The 23,112-nt window shown below is 39.4% G+C and carries 22 protein-coding genes; all 22 read left to right on the forward strand.

Translation table 11 applies throughout. From position 1 onward, the window contains the following. The first annotated feature begins 4 nt into the window (after positions 1 to 4). The 22 genes from AC2CGN_RS00795 to AC2CGN_RS00900 all read left to right on the forward strand — a co-directional run bounded on the left by AC2CGN_RS00795 (position 5) and on the right by AC2CGN_RS00900 (position 23,111). Positions 5 to 1,120, forward strand: coding sequence for a mandelate racemase/muconate lactonizing enzyme family protein (locus tag AC2CGN_RS00795; protein WP_484511589.1), 1,116 nt, complete (start codon positions 5 to 7; stop codon positions 1,118 to 1,120). 219 nt (positions 1,121 to 1,339) lie between these two features. Then, positions 1,340 to 3,385: an ATP-dependent DNA helicase RecG gene (recG, locus tag AC2CGN_RS00800; RefSeq protein WP_484511591.1), complete on the forward strand. Its 2,046-nt coding sequence runs from the start codon at positions 1,340 to 1,342 to the stop codon at positions 3,383 to 3,385. Between the two features lie 131 nt (positions 3,386 to 3,516). Continuing rightward, on the forward strand, positions 3,517 to 4,080 hold the full coding sequence (gene fapR, locus AC2CGN_RS00805; RefSeq protein WP_283872753.1) for a transcription factor FapR: 564 nt from the start codon (positions 3,517 to 3,519) through the stop codon (positions 4,078 to 4,080). Positions 4,081 to 4,091: 11 nt separating this feature from the next. Beyond that, positions 4,092 to 5,084, forward strand: a complete 993-nt coding sequence (gene plsX / locus AC2CGN_RS00810) for a phosphate acyltransferase PlsX (RefSeq protein WP_484511593.1) — start codon at positions 4,092 to 4,094, stop codon at positions 5,082 to 5,084. Positions 5,085 to 5,340: 256 nt separating this feature from the next. After that, positions 5,341 to 6,294, forward strand: a complete 954-nt coding sequence (gene fabD, locus AC2CGN_RS00815) for an ACP S-malonyltransferase (RefSeq protein ID WP_429988832.1) — start codon at positions 5,341 to 5,343, stop codon at positions 6,292 to 6,294. After that, positions 6,287 to 7,033 (forward strand): 3-oxoacyl-[acyl-carrier-protein] reductase, encoded by a 747-nt coding sequence (gene fabG / locus AC2CGN_RS00820; RefSeq protein ID WP_429980012.1) that lies wholly within the window; start codon positions 6,287 to 6,289, stop codon positions 7,031 to 7,033. Before fabD ends, fabG begins: the two co-directional genes overlap by 8 nt. A 57-nt stretch (positions 7,034 to 7,090) precedes the next feature. Next, positions 7,091 to 7,327, forward strand: coding sequence for an acyl carrier protein (gene acpP / locus AC2CGN_RS00825; RefSeq protein WP_008181678.1), 237 nt, complete (start codon positions 7,091 to 7,093; stop codon positions 7,325 to 7,327). 311 nt (positions 7,328 to 7,638) lie between these two features. Then, positions 7,639 to 8,403, forward strand: coding sequence for a ribonuclease III (gene rnc, locus AC2CGN_RS00830; protein ID WP_283871136.1), 765 nt, complete (start codon positions 7,639 to 7,641; stop codon positions 8,401 to 8,403). A gap of 3 nt (positions 8,404 to 8,406) precedes the next feature. Continuing rightward, positions 8,407 to 11,988: a chromosome segregation protein SMC gene (smc, locus tag AC2CGN_RS00835; RefSeq protein WP_484511596.1), complete on the forward strand. Its 3,582-nt coding sequence runs from the start codon at positions 8,407 to 8,409 to the stop codon at positions 11,986 to 11,988. Continuing rightward, a complete protein-coding gene (gene ftsY / locus AC2CGN_RS00840) occupies positions 11,985 to 13,223 on the forward strand; it encodes a signal recognition particle-docking protein FtsY (RefSeq protein ID WP_484511598.1) in 1,239 nt (412 codons plus the stop codon). The genes smc and ftsY overlap by 4 nt, the downstream gene beginning before the upstream one ends. A 351-nt stretch (positions 13,224 to 13,574) precedes the next feature. After that, a complete protein-coding gene (locus tag AC2CGN_RS00845; protein ID WP_286923842.1) occupies positions 13,575 to 13,910 on the forward strand; it encodes a putative DNA-binding protein in 336 nt (111 codons plus the stop codon). A gap of 12 nt (positions 13,911 to 13,922) precedes the next feature. Beyond that, the gene (gene ffh, locus AC2CGN_RS00850) at positions 13,923 to 15,281 is read left to right on the forward strand and encodes a signal recognition particle protein (RefSeq protein WP_283871140.1); all 1,359 of its coding nucleotides are present in this window, start codon (positions 13,923 to 13,925) and stop codon (positions 15,279 to 15,281) included. Positions 15,282 to 15,375: 94 nt separating this feature from the next. Further along, positions 15,376 to 15,648, forward strand: a complete 273-nt coding sequence (gene rpsP, locus AC2CGN_RS00855; RefSeq protein WP_004269411.1) for a 30S ribosomal protein S16 — start codon at positions 15,376 to 15,378, stop codon at positions 15,646 to 15,648. A gap of 15 nt (positions 15,649 to 15,663) precedes the next feature. Further along, positions 15,664 to 15,897 carry a KH domain-containing protein gene (locus AC2CGN_RS00860; protein WP_004269410.1) on the forward strand — a complete coding sequence of 78 codons (234 nt, stop codon included), beginning with the start codon at positions 15,664 to 15,666 and terminating at the stop codon, positions 15,895 to 15,897. Between the two features lie 601 nt (positions 15,898 to 16,498). Further along, positions 16,499 to 17,014 (forward strand): ribosome maturation factor RimM, encoded by a 516-nt coding sequence (gene rimM, locus AC2CGN_RS00865; RefSeq protein ID WP_286923839.1) that lies wholly within the window; start codon positions 16,499 to 16,501, stop codon positions 17,012 to 17,014. Beyond that, positions 17,014 to 17,751 carry a tRNA (guanosine(37)-N1)-methyltransferase TrmD gene (trmD, locus tag AC2CGN_RS00870; protein ID WP_429983942.1) on the forward strand — a complete coding sequence of 246 codons (738 nt, stop codon included), beginning with the start codon at positions 17,014 to 17,016 and terminating at the stop codon, positions 17,749 to 17,751. The genes rimM and trmD overlap by 1 nt, the downstream gene beginning before the upstream one ends. A gap of 116 nt (positions 17,752 to 17,867) precedes the next feature. After that, on the forward strand, positions 17,868 to 18,212 hold the full coding sequence (gene rplS, locus AC2CGN_RS00875) for a 50S ribosomal protein L19 (protein WP_054770625.1): 345 nt from the start codon (positions 17,868 to 17,870) through the stop codon (positions 18,210 to 18,212). A 106-nt stretch (positions 18,213 to 18,318) separates the two neighbouring features. Further along, positions 18,319 to 18,882 (forward strand): signal peptidase I, encoded by a 564-nt coding sequence (gene lepB / locus AC2CGN_RS00880; protein WP_429980601.1) that lies wholly within the window; start codon positions 18,319 to 18,321, stop codon positions 18,880 to 18,882. Between the two features lie 60 nt (positions 18,883 to 18,942). Beyond that, positions 18,943 to 19,818, forward strand: coding sequence for a ribosome biogenesis GTPase YlqF (gene ylqF / locus AC2CGN_RS00885; protein WP_283871143.1), 876 nt, complete (start codon positions 18,943 to 18,945; stop codon positions 19,816 to 19,818). 347 nt (positions 19,819 to 20,165) lie between these two features. Continuing rightward, on the forward strand, positions 20,166 to 20,921 hold the full coding sequence (locus AC2CGN_RS00890) for a ribonuclease HII (protein WP_286926855.1): 756 nt from the start codon (positions 20,166 to 20,168) through the stop codon (positions 20,919 to 20,921). 4 nt (positions 20,922 to 20,925) lie between these two features. Continuing rightward, complete coding sequence (locus tag AC2CGN_RS00895) at positions 20,926 to 22,818, forward strand: hypothetical protein (RefSeq protein WP_286926854.1); 1,893 nt, start codon at positions 20,926 to 20,928, stop codon at positions 22,816 to 22,818. Then, positions 22,815 to 23,111 carry an EscU/YscU/HrcU family type III secretion system export apparatus switch protein gene (locus AC2CGN_RS00900; protein ID WP_283871146.1) on the forward strand — a complete coding sequence of 99 codons (297 nt, stop codon included), beginning with the start codon at positions 22,815 to 22,817 and terminating at the stop codon, positions 23,109 to 23,111. Before AC2CGN_RS00895 ends, AC2CGN_RS00900 begins: the two co-directional genes overlap by 4 nt. The last annotated feature ends 1 nt before the right edge of the window (position 23,112 follow it).

Here is a 23,112-nt window from a genome sequence, read left to right on the forward strand (position 1 = left end):
AAACATGAAAATAAAGAAAGTTGAAGTGTTTGCTGCACGATTATTATTAAAAGAACCTTTTGTCATTTCATATGTTCATTTAGATGATATGCCAACCATATTTGTAAGAGTTGAAACAGATGAGGGGACAGTGGGCTGGGGTGAGGCTGTTCCTGATCAAAATGTAACGGGAGAAACTTGGGAAAGTACTTATCATGTTATTAAACATGAATTAGCTCCACTAATTATAAATGAAGATCCATTTGCTATTGATTATATTCATCAAAAATTCAGTCATAAGATAAATGGCGTTCCTTCTGCAAAAGCTGCACTAGATATTGCTATCTATGATCTAATGGGGAAAATTACTGGGCAGCCGGTTTATCAATTAATTGGTGGAAAAGCCCATAAAGAGCTACAGGTTCCACGAGTAATTAGTATTAAAGATCCTCAGGAAATGGCAGAGGATGCACGTAGTTTTGTGGAAGCGGGTTTCAGGAATATAAAAATGAAGGTAGGCACCAATGCAGACACTGATATTGAACGAATTAAAGCTGTCAGAAATGCTATAGGAAACACTATTCAACTTCGTGTTGATGCTAACCAAGGCTGGAATAGAATTGAGGCATTAAAGGTAATACGCGAAACATCTGAGTGTCATGTGGATTGGTATGAGCAGCCAGTGAAGGCACATGATATAAGAGCTTTAAAAGAGATTAGATCCGTTGCAAATCATAAAGTAATGATTGATGAGGGTGTACATAATATTTACGATTTAGTGAATGTTATTGAGATGCGTGCAGCTGATATGCTTAATATTAAACTAATGAAATCTGGCGGTATTTATCCTGCCTTAGCTTTAGCGAGTTTAGCAGAGGCAGCCGACATGCCATGTCAAGTTGGATCGATGGTAGAATCGGCTATCGGCACAATGGCTGGCGCACATCTGGCAATGAGTAAAAACATTATTCAAACAAATGAGATGGTCGGTCCTTTAATGTTTATCAAGGATGTGGCAAAAGTCCACTATAATAGAGATGTAATTCAATTTAGTAATAACCCGGGATTAGGCATTGATGTAGATGAAGCATATGTAAACGAAATTACTCGTTTTTCCTGTGAAATAAACAAACCGGTATAAGGGGAATAGTTACAATCTTGAACAATATCTAAAATAGGAATGTTGAAATAATTTAAACAAGCCCCACCTTCAATTTGAGGTAGGGGTTTTTAGTGCATTTGAAAATGTATATTGTAAGGAAAGATCGTAGTTTTATGATACAGTGTTAATAAAAAAGCTATTAGCTACATAGATCAATTAATTTATATACTAGCATCATGAAAGGAGTTGTCGTACAAGATGACTGATTTAACGAGTCCAGTCACCGGATTAAAGGGAATCGGGAAGGAAACTGCAGGACATTTAGAGGCATTAGGCATCGAGACGATAGCAGATTTATTATGGACGTTTCCACATAGACATGAGGATTTTAGGTTAAAGGATTTGGCACAAACACCCCATAATGAGCGTGTTACTGTGGAGTGTAAAGTTGAGCGTGAGCCGACAATTTTGTTTTTAGGCCGCAATAAATCAAGATTACAGGTGACAGTGCTAGCAGGTCGCCATTTAGTAAAGGTTGTGTTTTTTAATCAAGGCTATTTAAAGCAAAAGCTTATTCCAGGAGCTATTATTACCGTCACAGGAAAGTGGGATAGAGGCAGACAGGTAATCAATGGAACATCTGTGACATTTGGTCCAAAGACAGAGCAGATCGACTTTGAGCCTGTCTATAGCTTGAAGGGCCTTATTCCGCAAAAACGATTTCGTAAATATATGAGACAGGCGTTAGATGACATTGGTGCAGAGATACCTGATGCTATTCCATTACATATACAGGAGGCCTATAAGCTTGCTCCAATAGCTGATGGTCTTGAAGGAATTCATTTCCCTCTCGATGCAGGGCATGCAAAACAGGCTAGACGGCGCTTTGCCTATGAGGAGCTACTATTCTTTCAGCTACGTATCCAAGCTCTACGTAAAATTAGAAAGGATAGCGAGCATGGCACCATAATACAATATGATTTACAAAAACTGCGTGCTTTCATTGCATCGTTACCTTATGAATTAACTGCTGCCCAAAAACGTGTGGTTAATGAAATTTGCAAAGATCTGAAAGAACCACATCGTATGAATCGCTTGCTTCAGGGAGATGTAGGGTCAGGGAAAACAGTTGTTGCGGCAATTTGCCTCTACGGAGCCGTTACTGCAGGTTTTCAGGGAGCGTTGATGGCGCCGACAGAAATATTGGCAGAGCAACATGCTGAAAACTTGACAGAATGGTTTGAACCTTTTGGTGTACGTGTCGCTATACTATCAGGATCAACAAAAACAAAAGAGCGTCGCTTACTTTTAGAGGAGCTTGCTAATGGCAGTATTGATATTTTAATTGGGACACATGCACTTATTCAGCCAGATGTTATTTTTAGTAAACTTGGTTTTGTGATAACCGATGAACAGCACCGTTTTGGGGTTGAGCAGCGTAGAATTCTACGTGATAAAGGAGATAATCCGGATGTGCTTTTTATGACGGCAACCCCTATTCCACGTACCCTTGCAATCACAGCGTTTGGGGAAATGGATGTTTCCATTATTGATGAAATGCCAGCGGGACGTAAACAGATTGAAACGCACTGGATGAAAAAAGAGCAATTTGGCTCAGTTCTGTCAAAGCTTGAAATGGAACTTGCTGCTGGTAGGCAGGCATATGCGATTTGCCCGCTCATTGAGGAATCTGATAAACTTGATGTCCAAAATGCAGTTGAGATTTATGAGCAGCTAGCCACATATTTTAGCGGACGATACCATGTTGGATTAATGCATGGTCGTCTGACAGCCGATGAAAAAGATGCTGTTATGCGTGCCTTTAGTGAGGGGGCAATAGATGTGCTTGTTTCAACAACAGTTGTTGAGGTTGGTGTAAATGTACCGAATGCAACTTTTATGCTTGTTTATGATGCAGAACGCTTTGGGCTTGCACAATTGCATCAATTGCGGGGACGTGTTGGACGTGGAGAGCACCAGTCATATTGTGTATTACTGGCTGACCCAAAATCAGATGAAGGGAAGGAGCGAATGCAGTCTATGACAGAAACGAATGATGGGTTCCGACTAGCTGAAAAAGATTTGGAGCTGCGTGGACCAGGTGATTTTTTTGGCCGGAAGCAAAGTGGTTTACCAGACTTTAAAGTAGCTGATTTAGTGCATGATTATCGTATTCTTGAGACTGCGAGAAAAGATGCTATCGAGATGCTTGAGACGGATGCTTTTTGGCAGCACGATGACTATCAGGCTTTACGGGCAATGCTTGAGCAATCAGGCGTATTGCAGGGAGAACGCTTCGATTAATAATTATTCAGATGCTATTAACGGGATGTAGGAACTTGTTTTGAAAACAGGTCTTGCATTCTTTTTTTATAGTCTATATACTGATATTAGTACCAAGTGCTAATAACAACTAAAAAAGGTGGCGAATGATGTTGAGACGAACGAAAAAAGAGCGACAGCGACTATTATCTGAAACGATAGCTGAAAATCCATTCGTCACAGATGAACAGCTTGCAACACAGTTTCAGGTGAGTGTCCAAACGATTCGTTTAGATCGTATGGAATTAGCAATTCCAGAATTGCGAGAGCGAATTAAAGATGTTGCTTCGAAAACCTATGAAAATGAAGTGAAATCACTACCGATTGATGAAATTATCGGAGAAATTATTGATATTGAATTGGATAATCGTGCATTATCTATTTTTGACGTAAAAGAAGAGCATGTTTTTCAGCGCAATGGCATTGCACGTGGACATCATTTGTTCGCACAGGCAAACTCATTAGCGGTAGCGGTTATTGATGACGAGCTGGCATTGACAGTGCATTCAAATATAACGTTTGTGAAACCTGTTAGAGCTGGAAATCGTGTTATTACAAAGGCAGTTGTTATCGCACGTGATGATGAAAATCATCGAACAAAGGTAGAGGTAACATCCACTGTTAATGGTGAAACTGTTTTTGTTGGTGAATTTGATATGTACCGCACGAAAGGTTAAGGTGAACAACAATGAAATTAGCGCTTGATGGAATGGGTGGCGACAACGCACCAAAATCAGTTGTTGAGGGTGCGCTATTGGCATTAGAGCAAATTCCAAATTTAGAAATACAATTATATGGTCAACAAGAAAAGCTTGAGCCATTTTTAAAAATACATGACCGATTGACTGTTATACATTGTGAAGAAGTAGTAGAAGGATCTGATGATCCAGCACGTGCTGTTCGTCGTAAAAAGGATTCATCTATGGCGAAAATAATGGATGCAGTGGAAATTGGGAAAGCCGATGCTTGTCTTTCTGCAGGCAATACAGGAGCTTTAATGGCAGGCGGTCTGTTTAAAGTCGGGCGAATAGAGGGAATTGCTAGACCAGCGCTTGCGACTACATTACCAACTTTAGATGGTAAGGGCTTTTTAATGCTAGATCTTGGTGCAAATGCGGATGCACGACCTGAGCATTTATTGCAATATGCAATAATGGGTGATATTTATGCCAAAAAGGTTGGGGGCTTACAAAAACCACGCATCGGTTTGCTTAATATCGGTACTGAGGATAAAAAAGGGAACGAATTAACAAAGGCGGCTTTTGAACTGCTAAAAGAAGCAGATTTAAACTTTATTGGCAATGTGGAGGCACGTGATTTACTAGAAGGGGTAGCAGATGTTGTTGTAACAGATGGTTTTACAGGAAATATGGTGCTGAAATCGATTGAAGGTACAGCAGGAGCATTATTTTCAATGCTGAAGGAAGCGTTTATGTCTTCAACAAAGACAAAAATTTCAGCCGCCCTTATGAAAAATAATTTACGTGACTTGAAAAACAAAATGGATTATACCGAGTATGGTGGAGCAGCTTTATTTGGCTTACAGGCGCCAGTTATAAAGGCACATGGTTCATCTAATGCTAAAGCCATTTACAGTGCAATACGCCAAGCAAGTACAATGGTGGAGCATACAGTAATCTCAACGATTACCGAGACAGTACGTCACCTAGAAATTGATTAACTTCTTTCAGTTGAAAGAAGTTAAAGCCTCCGGCGGATGCCACGGAATCGGAAAGGAGTTCATAAAGGATGTTAGCCTAAAACCATCGCATCCATGCGATAACGGCTAACTGACCTGCATCGGTAAAAAACGCCACGTCCTGTGGCTTTACCGAAATGACCGACATCGTGTCGGCCCTCACGCAGGCCTAAGCACAAAGCCGATTCTGGACGCAATTTTGCCGAGGTATAATTGATTAAAAAGGGGTTAACGAAGAATGACGAAAATAGCATTTATTTTTCCTGGGCAAGGCTCACAGACAGTAGGTATGGGGCAGGAGTTTGTTGAAAATTCAGCAGACAGCAAGGCTTTTTATAATCGTGCAGATCAATCGCTTGGCTTTGACTTATCGAAGCTTATGTTAGAGGGGCCTGCTGAGGAGTTAACATTGACTTACCATGCACAACCAGCTCTATTAACAACTGGTGTAATGGTTGCAGAAAGATTACAGGCAGCAGGAATTACACCAAATTTCGCTGCTGGACATTCACTTGGAGAATATGGGGCACTAGTTATAGCAGGTGTGTTATCGTTTGAGGATGCAGTTGCTGTTGTACATAAGCGTGGCCTTTATATGAATGAAGCTGTGCCTGCTGGACAAGGGGCAATGGCAGCTATTCTTGGGCTGGAGCTTGAGGCACTGCATGAGGTAACTGAAAAAATATCGAAAGCAGGGAATCCGGTTCAGGTAGCGAATGTTAACTGTCCAGGACAAATTGTTATTTCAGGTACAAAGGAAGGCGTAGAAAAGGCTTCTGTAGCTGCGAAGGAAGCAGGTGCCAAACGAGCAATTCCTTTAGTTGTTAGTGGTCCGTTCCATTCAGAGCTTATGCGTCCATCCTCTGATAAATTAGCAGCAACATTAGCAGCTATATCATTATCAGATCCACAGATTCCGGTAATCGGTAATGTCATGGCAAAAGAATTAGAGGATGTTTCTGCTATTCAACAAGAATTAATAGAACAAGTTTATAGTGCTGTGCAGTGGGAAGCTTCTGTACGCGAAATGATTGCACAAGGTGTTGATGTTTTTATTGAGTGTGGTCCAGGCAAAGTATTAAGTGGTCTAGTGAAAAAAATCGATCGCTCTGTCGCAACTTATTGTGTTTATGATGAAGCATCCTTAGAGTCAGTGATAGAAGCGGCAAAGGAGTGGACAATTAATGCGTAAATTAGAGGGTAAGGTAGCCGTTGTAACAGGTGCTTCACGTGGAATCGGGCGTGCTATTGCATTAAAGCTTGCTGATGAAGGAGCTAAAGTTGTCGTTAACTATAGTGGCTCTCAGGCAAAGGCAGAAGAGGTTGTCGCAAGAATTCAAGAAAATGGCGGAGAGGCTATTGCCGTACAAGCGAGTGTGTCACAAACAGAGGAAGTTACAGCATTAATAGATACAGCGGTGAAGACATTTGGTTCACTTGATATTTTAGTAAATAATGCAGGAATCACACGTGATAACTTATTAATGCGTATGAAGGAAGATGAATGGGATGATGTGTTAAATACAAATCTTAAAGGTGTTTTCCTTTGCACCAAAGCTGTAACACGTCAAATGATGAAGCAGCGTGCAGGACGCATTATTAATATTTCCTCTATCGTTGGGGTAGCTGGTAATGCTGGACAGGCAAACTATGTAGCTGCCAAAGCTGGTGTAATTGGATTAACAAAAACAACAGCAAAAGAATTAGCCTCACGAAATATTTTAGTAAACGCGATTGCACCAGGATTTATCGAAACAGAAATGACTGATCAATTACCAGAAGAATTAAAGCAGGGAATGCTTACTCAAATTCCGCTGGCAAAACTTGGACAGCCAGAGGATATTGCAAAGGCAGTAGCTTTTCTAGCTTCAGATGATGCAAATTATATGACGGGTCAGACATTGCATATAGATGGCGGCATGGTGATGTAATTTCAATTAGTCAATAATAATGTTTTTTTGTATAATATTTGAGGGGAGGTGAATGATTTGTCTACAGTATTAGAACGTGTAACAAAAGTAATCGTGGACCGTTTAGGTGTTGAAGAAAGCGAAGTAACGCTTGAAGCTTCTTTCCGTGATGATTTAGGTGCTGACTCATTAGACGTAGTTGAACTTGTAATGGAGCTTGAAGACGAGTTTGATATGGAAATTTCTGATGAAGATGCTGAAAAAATCTCAACAGTAGGTTCTGCTATTTCATACATTGAAAGTAAAATAAACTAATTTTTTTAACTTTATTTAACACCTTGCAGGTTTTGTCATAAACGGTAAGACTGGTTAAATAAAGTTAAAGCCTCTGGCAGAAATTATTACTACTCTTTTTTCGTTAAAAGAGCAAATTTACATTGTAAAGTGTATTTAAAAGGGTACGAAATGGTTCATTTTTTGAACTATGGATGTCCCTTTTTTTATTTTGGAAAATAATTTGCAAAAAAACTTCCAAAACATTGTATTTCAGCCGAAATAATTTTGCATAAACGCCTTGAAAAAGGTACACTAAGACGGTAGAAACTATTAGGAAGGCAGATTGTTCAATGGCTATGAAAAGAAAAGGAACTATGCAGAAATCTGGCGTACTTCCTGAAAAAGTACGCAATCAATTCGAACTGCTACAGCATGAATTGAATATCACATTTATTAATAAAAATTTATTGTATCAAGCATTCACGCATTCATCTTATGTGAATGAGCATCGCCGTAAATTATTTACGGATAATGAGCGTCTTGAATTTTTAGGAGATGCAGTACTTGAACTGTCTGTTTCTAAATACCTCTTTGAAAAATATCCTAATATGAGCGAGGGCGAGTTAACGAAGCTACGAGCATCTATTGTATGTGAGCCATCTCTTGTTATTTTTGCAAATGAATTAGGTTTTGGTCGCTTCGTATTACTCGGAAAAGGTGAAGAATTGACAGGTGGACGGGAACGCCCGGCGCTACTTGCTGATGTTTTTGAGTCATTTGTAGGTGCTCTTTATTTAGATCAAGATTTGCAAACGGTCGTGTCATTTTTAGAACGTATCGTGTTCCCAAAAGTAGAAATCGGTGCTTTTTCGCATGTGATGGATTTTAAAAGTCAATTGCAGGAAATGGTACAACAAACGAATAATGGATTACTTCATTACGAAATTATTGATGAAAAGGGTCCTGCACATAACCGTACCTTTGTATCAAGTGTTCTATTGAATGGACAGGAGCTTGGTATTGGTCGAGGGAAATCGAAAAAAGAAGCCGAGCAGCAAGCTGCGCAATGTGCAATGCGAACAATGCGTGAGCAAACTGCGAAAGAGGAGGCTTAATAGATGTTCCTAAAACGACTCGAAGTGATTGGCTTTAAATCTTTTGCGGAGCGCATTGGAATTGATTTTGTACCTGGTGTGACAGCAGTTGTCGGACCAAATGGCAGTGGGAAAAGTAATGTCACTGATGCCATTCGTTGGGTACTTGGGGAGCAATCGGCAAAGTCGTTACGTGGATCTAAGATGGAGGATGTTATTTTTGCTGGCAGTGATTCTCGAAAGCCACTAAATTTTGCGGAGGTAACATTAGTTTTAGATAATTCAGATGAACAACTTGCTTTTTCATATACAGAGGTCAGCGTAACAAGACGCGTATACCGTTCAGGTGATAGTGAATATTTATTAAATAACCAGCAGTGTCGCCTGAAGGATATTACGGACTTGTTTATGGATTCAGGTCTTGGGAAAGAGGCATTTTCAATTATTTCGCAAGGCCGTGTTGATGAGATTTTAAATAGCAGACCCGATGACCGTCGTTCAATTTTCGAAGAGGCAGCTGGCGTATTAAAGTACAAACTGAGAAAGAAAAAAGCAGAGCATAAACTTATTGAAACAGATGAAAATTTATATCGCGTGTTAGATATATTACATGAATTAGATAGTCGACTTGAACCGCTTGAAATTCAGGCATCTAGTGCAAGAGATTATGTGCAAATGTCTACAGAGCTAAAAGATTTTGATATCGCCATTCTTGTGCACGATTTAAAAAATTGTGCACAATCTTTGCATGCTCTGGAAGCTGAGTTCACAGAGCTATCTGAGACAGAGCAAAAACAAGCACATTCCATCGCTGCCGTCGAAAAACAAACAGCAGGTATTCGTAAACTGTTAAAGGAGCTAGATGACTATTTAGATACTATTCAAGCTGACTTTGTGAATGCGACAATGGAAGTTGAACGTTGGGATGGTCGAAAGGCACTAATGGCAGAGAAGCGCCAAAATGCTTCCAATCAATTGCTACAATTGAATACTTCTTTACAGGATGCAAAGACTGAGGTAGAGGCTCTGATTTTACAGGAAGCTGAAAAAAAAGAGCTATTTACAGAGAAGCAGCAAGACGTACAGGTGTTAAAACAAAGCATCAAGCAACTGGAACAATCATTAAATCGCTCTGTTACTGAAATTGAGCAAGAGATTGAAGAGCAAAAGAATCGCTATATTGACTCCTTAAATGAAGAAGCAACCATTAAAAATGAATTAAAGAATATTGATCAGCAATTGGCACAGCAAAAAGCGATGGCAGCACGTATGTCGGACCAAACAGATGAAATCGGACAAGAGCTTGCGCAAATTATTACAGAAAAAGAAAAGCTAGCTGTGGCTCACAACACCACAACAAAGGATTTGCAAGGAAAGCTTGAACATTACGAATCATTGCAAATGGATCTAAAAAAAGTCAATGCATCTTTTAATGAGAAGCAGGATATGCTTTATAAAGCTTATCAGCACCAACAGCAGCTTAAGGCTAGAAAGGACACATTAGCAGAGCTTGAAGCAGACTTTTCAGGTTTCTTCCAAGGTGTCAAGGAAGTATTGCTAGCGCGAGATAAAGGGGAACTAGTAGGCATTGAGGGGGCTGTCGCTGAGTTAATTCAAGTAGAAGGAAAATACTCACAAGCGATTGAAACAGCCCTAGGCGCAGCTTCTCAGCATATCGTGACAACAGATGAGCGTCATGCTCAGCAGGCTATACAATGGTTGAAGCAAAAAAGAGCTGGTCGAGCGACATTTTTACCAAAGACAGTTATGAAGTCACGGAAAATCAATCTATCTACTATTCATTTGGCAATAGAGCATCCCGCCTTTGTACAAATGGCAGATGGACTTGTGACTTTCCATGAGGATACTCGAACAATTGTTGAGAATCTTCTAGGCAATGTAATTGTTGCATCAAGCTTGGAAGGTGCGAGTCAAATTGCACGTTTATGTGGCTTCTGCTATCGTGTGGTGACTCTTGATGGTGATATTGTTAATGCAGGTGGTTCATTGACTGGTGGTGCAACGAAGCAACAATCTTCGCTCTTTACAAGAAAGGCTGAATTAGATGGTCTAATTGTCAAATTAGAAGCGTTGGAAGCATCTATTTTTAGTGCTGAACAGGCTGTTTCAGCAGAAAAAGTAAGACTAGCAACATTGCGAGATCAAGTAGAGCAATTGAAGCTTGAAGGCGAACAGCTTCGAAAGGATGAATTACAACAGGCAAGTCGTATTCGTGAGCTTGAGGTCGTTGAGAAAAGTTTATCAGCACGTGTATCCTATGCTTCAAATGAGACACAAGATGTTAAGACACGCGAGCAAACATTATTAGCTCAACGGGAAGTGGCTACAAATCGTTTAACAGCCCTTGCAACAGAGCTATTAGAGATTAATGGTACGGTTGAGCACCTAAATAAAATAAAACTGCAGAGCGAAACGGAGAAAGATGTACTGCGTGAACAATTAGCAGAAAAACGCTCCCAATTAGCAGTTATGCAGGAGCAAATGTCACAAGTACAAATTGCTACTGCAGAAATAGCTTTACAATTAAACAAAGCTCAGCAAAAGATGGACAGTATTTCTCAGGAAATAATCTGGTTGCAATCAGATGAGTCGACAAAGCTTTTAAGTGATGAAGAAGTTGAGGAACAGGTTGCTACTTGGAAAGAGAGAAGAGATTCGTTACACAATACGATTTCTCAGAAAAAGGATGAGAAAATAGCACAACAGCAGCAACTCGCTACTTTAGAGGAACAGCTTAAAGAATTGCAACGTATACATAAAGGTTACCTTGAAGCAATACGTGCAAATGAGCTAAAGCAAAGTCGCTTAGAATTTGAAATTAAAAGTTTTAATGAGCAGCTAGAGGAAAACTATCAGCTAATCCTTGAGGAGGCTGAGGAGATTGCGATAGAAATTAGCGATGAAGAGCATATGCGACGTAGAGTGAAGCTATTGAAAAAATCGATTGAAGAGCTTGGTCCTGTTAATTTGAGTGCGATTGAAGAATATGATAGAGTACTAGAACGTCATTCATTCTTGACAGAGCAACGTGAGGATCTACTTGCTGCTCAGGAAACATTGCATGAAGCCATTAAAGAAATGGATGAGGAGATGACGTTGCGATTTAGCGAAACGTTTTATGCTATTCGTGAACAATTTAAGCGTGTATTCCGTGAATTATTTGGTGGTGGGCAAGCAGATTTAGTATTATTGGAGCCTCAAAACTTACTTGAAACAGGTATTGAAATTGTGGCTCAGCCTCCAGGGAAAAAATTACAGAATCTGAGTTTACTTTCTGGTGGTGAGCGTGCGCTTACTGCCATCGCATTATTATTCTCCATCTTAAATATAAGACCTGTACCATTCTGTATTCTGGATGAAGTAGAGGCTGCGTTAGACGAGGCAAATGTAGTTCGGTATAGTCAATACTTGAAAAAATTTAGCCATGACACACAATTCATTGTCATCACACATCGTAAAGGAACGATGGAGGGAGCTGATGTATTGTATGGTATTACAATGCAGGAGTCTGGTGTCTCGAAACTTGTATCAGTAAAATTAGAAGATGAACCCGTACTTGCGGAGCAAAGGAGCGAACAAGCATGAGTTTTTTTAAACGTTTAAAAGATAAGCTGATGGGTAATCCAGCAGAAGAAGAAAAAGTTTTAGAAGTTAATGAAAATGAGGATGAGACTGCCGAGAAGCTTGAGGATGCCGAGGAGCCCGCTCTTATTGAAGCAACTGTTGAGGAAATCGACTTAGCAACTGAGACTCCAAAGGTGGAGGGTCCTATTGAAACAGAACTTCCCGAATTAATGGAAGAACCGGTGCAACATGAAGTGCACGAGGTTGCGAATGTGGAGGAGAAAAAGCCTTCTGCATGGTCCATTACGCAAAAATTTAAAGCTGGTCTGGAAAAAACGAGAAATTCCTTTACTTCAAAAGTAAACGATTTAGTGGCACGTTATCGAAAAGTGGATGAGGATTTCTTTGAAGAACTAGAAGATTTATTATTACAGGCTGACGTTGGCTTTGAAACAGTTATGGAGCTAATGGACAAATTACGTTTTGAGGTTCAACGAAAAAATATTAAAGACACAAATGGTATCCAAGCAGTGATTTCTGAGAAGCTTGTTGAAATTTATGAGCAGGGCGAAGAAGATTTAATTGATGTAAACATGCAGCCTGATGGTGAACTAACAGTGATTCTATTTGTTGGAGTCAACGGTGTTGGGAAAACCACAACAATTGGTAAGCTTGCTCATCGTTTGAAATCTCAGGGCAAAACGGTTGTTTTGGCTGCGGGCGATACGTTCCGTGCTGGAGCCATCGATCAATTACAAGTATGGGGCGATCGAGTCGGCTGTGAGGTCATTAAACAATCTGAGGGTTCTGACCCAGCTGCAGTGATGTATGATGCTATTCGTGCAGCGAAAAATCGCAAAGCAGATGTATTAATTTGTGATACTGCTGGACGTTTACAAAACAAAGTCAATTTAATGAATGAGCTTGAAAAAGTACATCGTGTCATTTCACGTGAAATACCAAATGCACCTCATGAGGTTCTATTGGCTTTAGATGCAACTACTGGTCAAAATGCACTTGTGCAGGCACAAACGTTTAAGGAAGCGACAAATGTTACGGGAATCGTTTTAACAAAGCTTGATGGTACAGCAAAAGGTGGTATTGTCCTAGCAATTCGAAATAAATTACACATTCCAGTTAAGTTTGTAGGACTTGGTGAGAAGATGGATGACCTTCAGCCATTTGATGCAGAACGCTATGTCTATGGTTTATTTGCCGAGGGATTAGATAAAGAATTACAAAATAACGAGGATTAATCTTGATTACGCCCCCCTCTATAAATAGCGAGATGAATGCGATTTTTTCCTACTCAAGTGGGGTACAAACGCCTGCTGAATCAGGAAAACTCCCTTAAGAATATTTACTGAAGCGGGACTTTTTGATCGATTTCGATTATTCTGGAAGCATATACGCTGGGGCATAATTTAGTTAAGTAAAAAGCTCGTCTGTAAAATGGACATTTCATTGTTTAAAAGAGAAATGCTTGCTATAGGTGAAAGACGCCTGAAAGCAGTTAGTGAAAGCTTTTAGACAAGGGAATTACCTTGACACAGACGGGCGCTTTTCGTTATGATACAAATGACTAAGGACGGGAGGAGAAACATTCGATGCTACTTGAAAAAACAACACGCATGAACTTTCTCTTCGACTTTTATCAAGCACTATTAACAGATAAGCAACGTAGTTATATGGAACTATATTATTTAGATGATCACTCACTTGGTGAAATCGCTGAATCATACGGAGTTTCACGTCAGGCTGTTTATGATAATATTCGTCGAACTGAAGCGATGCTTGAAGAATATGAAGAAAAACTTTGTTTATTAGACAAATTTCAAAAACGTACACAAATGCTTGCGCAGCTAACAGCAGGAATTACAGAACAAAACATGACGGCTGAAGAACAGCTAGCGCTTATTGAGCAGTTGAAAGAATGGGATTAGGAGGCGAAAGCAATGGCTTTTGAAGGATTAGCGGAACGACTCCAAGGAACGATCCAAAAGATTAAAGGTAAAGGTAAGGTATCGGAACAAGACGTTAAAGAAATGATGCGTGAAGTCCGATTTGCTTTAATCGAGGCGGATGTTAACTTAAAAGTAGTCAAAGAATTCGTGAAAAAGGTTAGTGAACGTGCGGTTGGTGTAGATGTTATGCAAAGCCTTACACCTGGCCAGCAAGTAATTAAAATCGTACAGGACGAATTAACGGAATTAATGGGTGGCGAGCAAAGCCCCATTAAATTTAATACAAAGCCACCAACTGTTATTATGATGGTCGGCTTACAGGGTGCGGGGAAAACGACAACTACAGGTAAACTGGCGAATGTGTTACGTAAAAAATATAACCGTAAGCCACTACTAGTAGCAGCGGATGTTTATCGCCCAGCGGCTGTTCAGCAATTACAAACATTAGGTAAACAGTTATCTCTTCCTGTATTTGCATTAGGCACTGATGTTTCTCCTGTAGAAATTGCACGTCAGGCAATTGAGCTGGCAAAAGAAGAGCATCATGATGTCGTTATTATCGATACAGCGGGCCGCTTGCATATCGACGAAGATTTAATGCAGGAATTAAAAGATATACGTGCATTAAAGGAGCCAGATGAAGTATTCCTAGTTGTGGATGCTATGACGGGTCAGGATGCTGTAAACGTAGCAGAAAGCTTTAATGAAGCAATTGGTATTACCGGAGTTGTTTTAACAAAGCTTGATGGGGATACACGTGGTGGTGCAGCATTATCAATTCGTTCCGTTACACAGAAACCAATTAAATTTGTTGGTATGGGCGAAAAAATGGATGCACTGGAACCTTTCCATCCAGAACGAATGGCGTCTCGTATTTTAGGAATGGGTGACGTTCTATCGCTTATTGAAAAGGCTCAGGCAAATGTTGACGAAGCAAAGGCCAAAGAATTAGAGGAAAAATTTAAATCCCAAACCTTTACATTTGATGATTTTGTTGAACAATTACAGCAAGTGAAGAAAATGGGGCCTCTTGATGAAATTTTGAAAATGCTACCTGGCGCGAACAAAATTAAAGGCTTAGACAATGTTAAAGTAGATGATAAGCAAATGGGCCGTGTAGAAGCGATTATTTATTCGATGACAACGGCAGAAAAGACGAATCCAGAGATCATTAATGGTAGCCGTAAAAAGCGTATTGCAAAAGGCTCTGGAACATCTATTCAAGAGGTGAACCGTCTATTAAAGCAATTTGATGAAATGAAAAAAATGATGAAGCAAATGACTGGAATGGCAAGTGGTAAAGGTAAGAAAAAAATGAAATTACCAGGCTTTGATTCATTGTTTAAATAATAATTTTTAGGTGTTAAGAAAAAACACTTTACAAACAACCTAAACATTGATAATATACTATCTTGTGTGAAACTTATTCGGAGGTGCTATTAAAATGGCAGTTAAAATTCGCTTAAAACGTATGGGAGCTAAAAAATCTCCTTTCTATCGTATTGTAGTTGCAGATGCTCGCTCACCACGTGACGGTCGTCAAATCGAAACAGTTGGTACTTACAACCCACTAACTCAACCAGCTACTGTAAACATCGATGAAGAGAAAGCTCTTAAATGGTTAGCTGACGGTGCAAAACCATCAGATACAGTACGTAACCTGTTCTCAGAACAAGGAATCATGGAAAAATTCCATAACCAAAAATTCAGTAAATAATCGGGGGCGACGTTTTTGAAGCAGCTGATTGAAGCAATCGTTTTACCGTTAGTCGATTATCCAGAAGAAGTTCGTATTGAGACGGATGAAAATGCAAATCGAATTGTTTATAAACTTTTTGTTCATCCAGAGGATCGAGGGAAAGTCATAGGCAAACAAGGGCGAGTAGCGAAAGCGATTCGTACAATTGTTTATTCAGCGGCAGGTAGTCACCATCAAAAAAAGACCTACGTCGATATATTGGATTGATAGAAAAGATGTTCACGCTCTTTTACACGCGACAAGCACAGGAAAGTCCTGATTGGTATGTTTACATGCATTTAGGAATTCGGAGTGGTCTTGAGCCTGGAGCGTAAAATCTGGACTATGGAGGAGGGAGCTTGCCGGTTCCTTCCTTTTTTTATCTTTCATCATTAAAGTGTGAGCGGTAAAGCATTTATATGATACTGCTTCCTTGTGCCTCATCGGTAAAACTTAAAGCAATTATATTGAGAGATAATTGAGCATAATAACATTGAGATACTTAAGCTAAAACATCTTCTCCAAAATGTTCAGCTGCTTTTTAGAGGAAAGTGAGAGAATGGTTACTTTTAAACTCTGATTAGCAAGTAGCTTGAAGGAGGCAGCATGTTTTAACATTTTTTATCTTCATTCATCAGAAGACTCCCACCTCTACAGGTAGTGAAATGAATGCAGTTTTGGTTCCTTTTCAGTGGGTATCCAAACACCTACTGAATGAAGATAAATCCCCTGGCAGATGTCACGGATTTTCAAAGGAATGAATTGTGCGTGCACAATTCAAAATCCGGACGCAATTACGCCAAGGCGAAATTGATATGAGGTGAAATTTGTGGAATGGTTTAATGTAGGTCGTATAGTCAATACGCACGGAATTCGTGGCGAGGTGCGAGTTTTATCAACAACAGATTTTGAAGAAGAACGATTTGCAGTAGGGAATAGACTTGCAGCATTTAAAAAAGATGATAAAAAACCAACATGGGTAACAATTGAATCCGTGCGTCGTCATAAAAATTTTATTTTATTAACGTTTGAAGGCATGGACAATATTAATATGGTGGAGCCTTTTAAAGAAGGTCTGTTAAAAGTAACGAAGGACCAAATGACAGATGATTTATTACAGGAAAACGAATTTTTCTTTCATGAGATCATTGGCTGTGAGATTGTTTCTGAAGAAGGAGAAAAGATTGGTGTAGTGTCTGATATTCTTCAAACAGGTGCCAATGATGTATGGGTGGTAAAGGGTGCTAAAAAAGAGCATTACATTCCATATATCGAAGACATCGTCAAGGAAATTAATGTTGATGACAAAAGAATTGTGATTCATGTAATGGATGGTCTACTATGATGAACATTCATGTATTAAGTCTGTTTCCTGATATGTTTGCAGGCGTTTTTGGTGCCTCCATATTGAAGAAGGCGCAGGAAAAAGGCGCTGTTCAGCTAGAAGTTACTGACATTCGAATGTTTTCAGGTAACAAGCATAATCAAGTGGATGATTATCCCTATGGCGGTGGTGCAGGCATGGTATTAAAGCCTGAGCCAATGTTTAGCGCTGTTGAGACAATTACAGCTGGGAAAAATCCCCGAATCATCTTAATGTGTCCACAAGGAGAACGCTTTACTCAAAGAAAGGCTGAAGAGCTAGCACAGGAAAAGGAGCTTGTTTTTTTATGTGGTCATTACGAGGGCTATGATGAACGCATCCGGCAACATCTTGTCACAGACGAGATTTCTATTGGAGATTTCGTTTTAACTGGTGGAGAGCTAGGAGCTATGACGGTTATTGATAGTGTTGTACGATTACTACCGGGCGTTTTGGGGCAGGAAGAGTCCCATATACAAGATTCATTTTCCACAGGTCTTTTAGAGCATCCTCATTATACGCGACCAGCTGATTTTCGCGGAATGAAGGTACCTGATGTTTTACTATCAGGGAATCACGCAAAAATTGAGCAGTGGCGTGAAGAGCAGTCACTCAAAAGAACCTTGGAGCGTCGCCCAGATTTACTAGAAAACTATCCATTAACAGATAAACAAAAAGTGTATATAGAAAAACTTAAAAACAACCATAAAGATGCTTGATTGCTGTTTATATTTGTGATAACATCTAATCTGTACTTCTATGTGAAGTACTGAATTACGGTGTTCCGCTGTGGCATAGATTGCGTGCAAGAGCATCTGTCTAAGGAGAGAAAACAATGTCAAACATTATTGCAGAAATTACAAAAGCTCAGCTTCGCACTGATCTACCAGCTTTCCGTCCTGGTGATACTGTTAAAGTACACGTGAAAGTAGTAGAGGGTACTCGTGAACGTATCCAAGTATACGAAGGTGTAGTTATTAAACGTCGTGGTGGCGGTATTAGCGAAACTTTCACTGTTCGTAAAATTTCTTATGGTGTAGGTGTTGAACGTACTTTCCCTGTACACACACCAAAAATCGCTAACTTAGAAGTTGTACGTCGTGGTAAAGTACGTCGTGCTAAACTTTACTACCTACGTAACCTACGTGGTAAAGCTGCTCGTATTAAAGAAATTCGATAATTATGGCTTAAAAGTGAGGGGCTTGTATTGCAAGCTCCTTTTCTTTTTGCTTGTCATCTTAAATAGCTATCATCTAAAATGAGGATAGACAAGGGGGCAAATCTCGATGGAAAAAAAAGTGAAGGAAAAGAATGAATTATGGGAATGGACGAAGGCACTTCTAATTGCATTTGCGATTGCAGCAATTATTCGTTATTTTTTATTTACACCGATTGCAGTAGATGGTGAGTCTATGATGCCAACCCTTGAAAATGGCGACCGTATGATTGTGAACAAAATTGGCTATAAAATAGGAGAGCCGAAACGCTTTGATATAGTAGTGTTCCATGCTCCAGAGAAGAAAAACTATATTAAACGTGTTATTGGGCTACCTGGAGAGACATTAGAATATAAAAATGATCAATTATATATAAATGGTGAACCAATCGATGAGCCCTATTTAGATGCCTACAAATCACAGATTACTGAAGGTACATTAACAGAAGATTTTTCATTAAAAGATATTGGTGTAAACCTTGAGGAAATTCCAGAAGGCTTTGTGTTTGTAATGGGAGATAATCGTCGATACAGTAAGGATAGTCGTCATATTGGACTTGTTGATCAGAAAGAGATTATTGGGAATACAAGTCTAATTTTCTGGCCGTTTAGTGATATAAAAATTGTAAAGTAATGCAATGCAAGAAAGGGAGAACTTACACTCCCTTTTTCTTTTAGTTTAGGAGGTATAGATATGACTATACAATGGTTTCCGGGGCATATGGCAAAGGCCCGAAGAGAAGTAACAGAAAAATTAAAGCTTGTGGATATTATATTCGAATTAATTGATGCACGTTTACCATTATCCTCACGGAATCCAATGATAGACGAAGTAATCAATCAAAAGCCGCGTCTTCTTATCTTAAATAAATCAGATATGGCCGATGAGCAGGAAACACGGAAGTGGGTAGATTATTTTGCACAGCGTGGTCATAAGGCAGTGGCCATCAATTCTCTTGAAGGCAAAGGCTTACAATTGGTAACGAAAGCAGCACAAGAAATTTTAAAAGAAAAATTCGAGCGTATGAAAGCGCGTGGGATGAAGCCTAGAGCAATCCGTGCGATGATTGTCGGTATTCCGAACGTAGGAAAATCAACACTAATCAATCGCCTAGCTAAAAAAAATATTGCGAAAACAGGAAATACGCCGGGTGTAACAAAGGCCCAGCAATGGATAAAAGTTGGGAAGGAGCTTGAATTACTTGATACGCCAGGTATTTTATGGCCAAAATTCGAAGATCAGGAAGTAGGCTATAAATTGGCATTAACCGGTGCTATAAAAGATACCATAACAAATATGGAAGACTTAGCTGTTTATGGGTTGCGCTTTTTATCTATTCACTATCCAAAGCGTATGGAGGAGCGCTATGGCTTTGAGTTTCTCCATGAGGATTTAGTGGAAACCTTCGATCATATCGGTAAGCTTCGTCGTGTCTTTGGACAAGGCGGCGAAATTGATTATGACCAAGTAGCTCAATTAATCGTACGTGATATTCGGGGCTTACAATTAGGCAAACTAACATTTGATTTTGTTGATGAGCAACTGGAAAAAGAGGCAACAGAAGAATAGAAGGATATAAAACGGCTGTCGAGAAAATGAAGAATCTCGACAGCTGTTTTTTACGGTTGAATACTACGAATAACTTTTAGGGTGCTTGAGATTGCATTACCCTCTGAGGGGAAGGAGCTATTCGCCGATATAGATAGCCAGCATAGGGGGTAGGCTATTTTATTGCTGCATAATAGGTTATCAAGCACTTGCTAGCATACAGGCAATGACAAATAATTTATAATTTCACAAAAGTGAAAAAAGGGCTGTAGGGAAATGCATTTCTTTCCTTACAAGCCCTATCTTTATTTTATTATATAATTAAAAAAACAAGCCGATATACATAAGAGAGATGAGGTAATACCACAATGCAAACAATAAAAGAAATTACAACTGCTTTAAAAGCCGCTACAGCACATGAACCGTGGATGGATACCGTCCAGCAAGATGGACGAGCAGGCGTACAGAAAGCGTGGCAGCAATTTTTAAAGCGCATGGAAAAAAAGCAACAATTACAACGGGAGCATGATGCGAAAATTGCATTTGATGCACAATTTGGCCAACTAGTTGCTGGCATAGACGAGGCTGGGCGTGGACCATTAGCAGGCCCTGTCGTTACCGCAGCCGTAATTCTACCTGAAAATTGTCAGGCATTGCTAGGCTTAAATGATTCTAAACAACTGTCAAAAGAAACAAGAGAAAAAATGAGTAAGTTAGTAAGGGAGCATGCAATAAGCTATAGCATACATTTTCAAAATACTAAAGTAATCGATGACATCAACATTTATGAGGCAACGAAACAATCAATGGTCACAAGTTTAGAGACACTAAAAATAAAACCGAACTTTGTTATAGCAGATGCCATGACACTGCCAATCAATTTACCACAGAAATCGATTATTAAAGGGGATGCACAAAGCTTAGCGATTGCTGCAGCTTCTATTTTGGCGAAAACGGCGCGTGACGAATATATGGAGAAGCTTGCACAAGAGTTTCCACAGTATGGCTTTGAGCAACATGCAGGCTATGGCACAAAACAGCATTTAGAGGCACTTGCTAAGTATGGACCGACTATTCATCACCGAGCAAGTTTTGAACCGATAAAATCTATGATGAAGGGGTAATGATATGACATCTACATCATTTAATCCGATTGCAGCACAAACACAGGCGCTTTCAACGAATCAACCGTTAGCGATGAAACAGGGTCAACTATTTCATGGGACAGTTAAGCAGCTTTATCCAGATCAAATGGCTGAAATACAGGTTGGTCAACAAAAGTTTATTGCTAAGCTTGAAGCACCGCTAAAAGCAGGAGACACACATTTCTTTCAGGTAACAGGCACAAGTCCCCAAACGGAACTAAAAGTAGTGACAGGTCCGATGGTACAAACGGCTTCTTCAAGTCAACAAATCAATCAATTACTTGAATCTATGAATTTGCCAAAGACACCTGAAATGCAACAGCTTCTAGCTCATTTTATGAAGGCGGAATTACCGATTTCAAAAGAGCAGCTGATGCAGGCAGAAATGTGGTTAAAGGCTTTACCTGAAGGCATTACTAAAATGGATGCTCTACAAGCGATTCAAAAAATGGTAGAGCTAAAAATGCCGATGACGAATGAAGTTTTTCAAGCACTTATTAGTGGGCAAAAAACTACAGGGATGAATTCCGTTATGGAAAACTTTACTCAAGTTTTAGCAAAGGATACATCTTTACCAGAAAGCCTAAGGCAAAATCTAATGCAACAAGTACAGGCAATTGCAAAGCCGTTTGAGGTAGAAACAGGTAGTTTAATATTCGCGAAGTCCATTCAACTACTAACGAGTGAAGCTGCCTCGATGAGTGAAAAGATTCAAGCTTTGAATATTTTAAAAGAGGCAGGGATAGTGCCTCAGCAAGCTACTTTACAAAATTGGTCAAATCTTAACGCAGCCAAGTCTGGTCAACCAATTCAACCTCAACAGGCAGGACAAGTTATTCAAACAATTCTAACGACAAGCCCTGAAGATAAAAATCAGCTTATCAACGATCTTAAATCATGGACAGCCAACCAAAACCTATTAACGAATGAGCAAAAACAGCAAATTAATCAATTAATCGATAGGCTAAACCAAATACCAGCTACTAAACAAACATTAGAGATTTTTGCAAAGCAGATGCAGGAACAACTCATAAAAGCATTTGCACAGAATGCTTCAGATCGTTTATTCACACAGGATAGTAATGCTCTTTCAGTGAAGGACCATTTATTATCATTAGTAAAAAATGATGTAATTACTCCATTACAGAGCGAAGCATGGATGAGAAATCTTATGAAAAGTAGTGTAGAATCTCCACAATCTTTCATTCAGCAAATGGTTACACAGGCAGATGCACAGGTGCAAAACTCAATGGATAATAAAGCAATGGAGCACGCTCTAAAAACGGTATTGAAGAATCTAGGTATTAGCTATGAGGCTGCACTTAATAATAAATCTGCGGATTTACAAGTGATTGCACATCAATTAAAGCCTCAACTTCATACACTCTTGCAGGATGCCCAAATTACACCCCAGTTGAAGGAAGCGGCAGAAATGTTAATGGCTCGTATGAATGGCATGCAGCTTGTATCTGGAGAGAATGGGCATCAGCATCAACTTATTATGCAAGTACCGCTAGAATTCTTCGGCAGAAAAATGGATGCAACACTACAATGGAATGGACGCATGAAGGAAGATGGAAAAATAGATGCCAATTATGCGCGTATTTTATTTTATTTACAAATGGAATCAATGAAAGAAACCGTAATTGATATGCAGGTTCAAAATCGTGTCGTAACAGTGACAGTATTTAATGAACATAATGACGTTGTTCCTCTTGCAGAACCATTAAAAGCAGCATTAAAAATTGGCTTAGCAGAAAAAAATTATCAACTTTCAGGAGTATTTATTAAACAATTTGAAAAAGCTAAACCTGAAAAAATAACCGCTGTAGTAGAACAGCAGGAGGAACATAATGGGGTGGATTTCCGGGTATGAGTGAAGAAAAATTTACTCGAAAAGAGGCTATCGCGCTCACATATAAGCTAGGTCGTTTTGATAGTCCAAAAGTCGTAGCAAAAGGAAAAGGGAAAATAGCAGAAAATATTTTAGCACGAGCAAATGAGCACAATGTGCCGATTTATGAGGATCCGAACCTCGTTCAATTACTTGGGCAATTAGATTTAAATGAGTCGATACCGGAAGAATTGTATCAAGCTGTCGCGGAGGTTTTTGCATTTATTTATCATTTAGATCAACAACATGCGCAAAAAAATAGAAAAGATAAATAAT

Source organism: Lysinibacillus sp. DFXJR4, from assembly GCF_057196045.1.

Bases quoted from the DNA above. Each gene is read 5' to 3' on its own strand.
- AC2CGN_RS00795 (WP_484511589.1), top strand. From the start codon at position 5: ATGAAAATAAAGAAAGTTGAAGTGTTTGCTGCACGATTATTATTAAAA.
- recG (WP_484511591.1), top strand. From the start codon at position 1,340: ATGACTGATTTAACGAGTCCAGTCACCGGATTAAAGGGAATCGGGAAG.
- plsX (WP_484511593.1), top strand. From the start codon at position 4,092: ATGAAATTAGCGCTTGATGGAATGGGTGGCGACAACGCACCAAAATCA.
- fabD (WP_429988832.1), top strand. From the start codon at position 5,341: ATGACGAAAATAGCATTTATTTTTCCTGGGCAAGGCTCACAGACAGTA.
- fabG (WP_429980012.1), top strand. From the start codon at position 6,287: ATGCGTAAATTAGAGGGTAAGGTAGCCGTTGTAACAGGTGCTTCACGT.
- rnc (WP_283871136.1), top strand. From the start codon at position 7,639: ATGGCTATGAAAAGAAAAGGAACTATGCAGAAATCTGGCGTACTTCCT.
- smc (WP_484511596.1), top strand. From the start codon at position 8,407: ATGTTCCTAAAACGACTCGAAGTGATTGGCTTTAAATCTTTTGCGGAG.
- ftsY (WP_484511598.1), top strand. From the start codon at position 11,985: ATGAGTTTTTTTAAACGTTTAAAAGATAAGCTGATGGGTAATCCAGCA.
- AC2CGN_RS00845 (WP_286923842.1), top strand. From the start codon at position 13,575: ATGCTACTTGAAAAAACAACACGCATGAACTTTCTCTTCGACTTTTAT.
- ffh (WP_283871140.1), top strand. From the start codon at position 13,923: ATGGCTTTTGAAGGATTAGCGGAACGACTCCAAGGAACGATCCAAAAG.
- rpsP (WP_004269411.1), top strand. From the start codon at position 15,376: ATGGCAGTTAAAATTCGCTTAAAACGTATGGGAGCTAAAAAATCTCCT.
- trmD (WP_429983942.1), top strand. From the start codon at position 17,014: ATGAACATTCATGTATTAAGTCTGTTTCCTGATATGTTTGCAGGCGTT.
- rplS (WP_054770625.1), top strand. From the start codon at position 17,868: ATGTCAAACATTATTGCAGAAATTACAAAAGCTCAGCTTCGCACTGAT.
- lepB (WP_429980601.1), top strand. From the start codon at position 18,319: ATGGAAAAAAAAGTGAAGGAAAAGAATGAATTATGGGAATGGACGAAG.
- ylqF (WP_283871143.1), top strand. From the start codon at position 18,943: ATGACTATACAATGGTTTCCGGGGCATATGGCAAAGGCCCGAAGAGAA.
- AC2CGN_RS00890 (WP_286926855.1), top strand. From the start codon at position 20,166: ATGCAAACAATAAAAGAAATTACAACTGCTTTAAAAGCCGCTACAGCA.
- AC2CGN_RS00895 (WP_286926854.1), top strand. From the start codon at position 20,926: ATGACATCTACATCATTTAATCCGATTGCAGCACAAACACAGGCGCTT.
- AC2CGN_RS00900 (WP_283871146.1), top strand. From the start codon at position 22,815: ATGAGTGAAGAAAAATTTACTCGAAAAGAGGCTATCGCGCTCACATAT.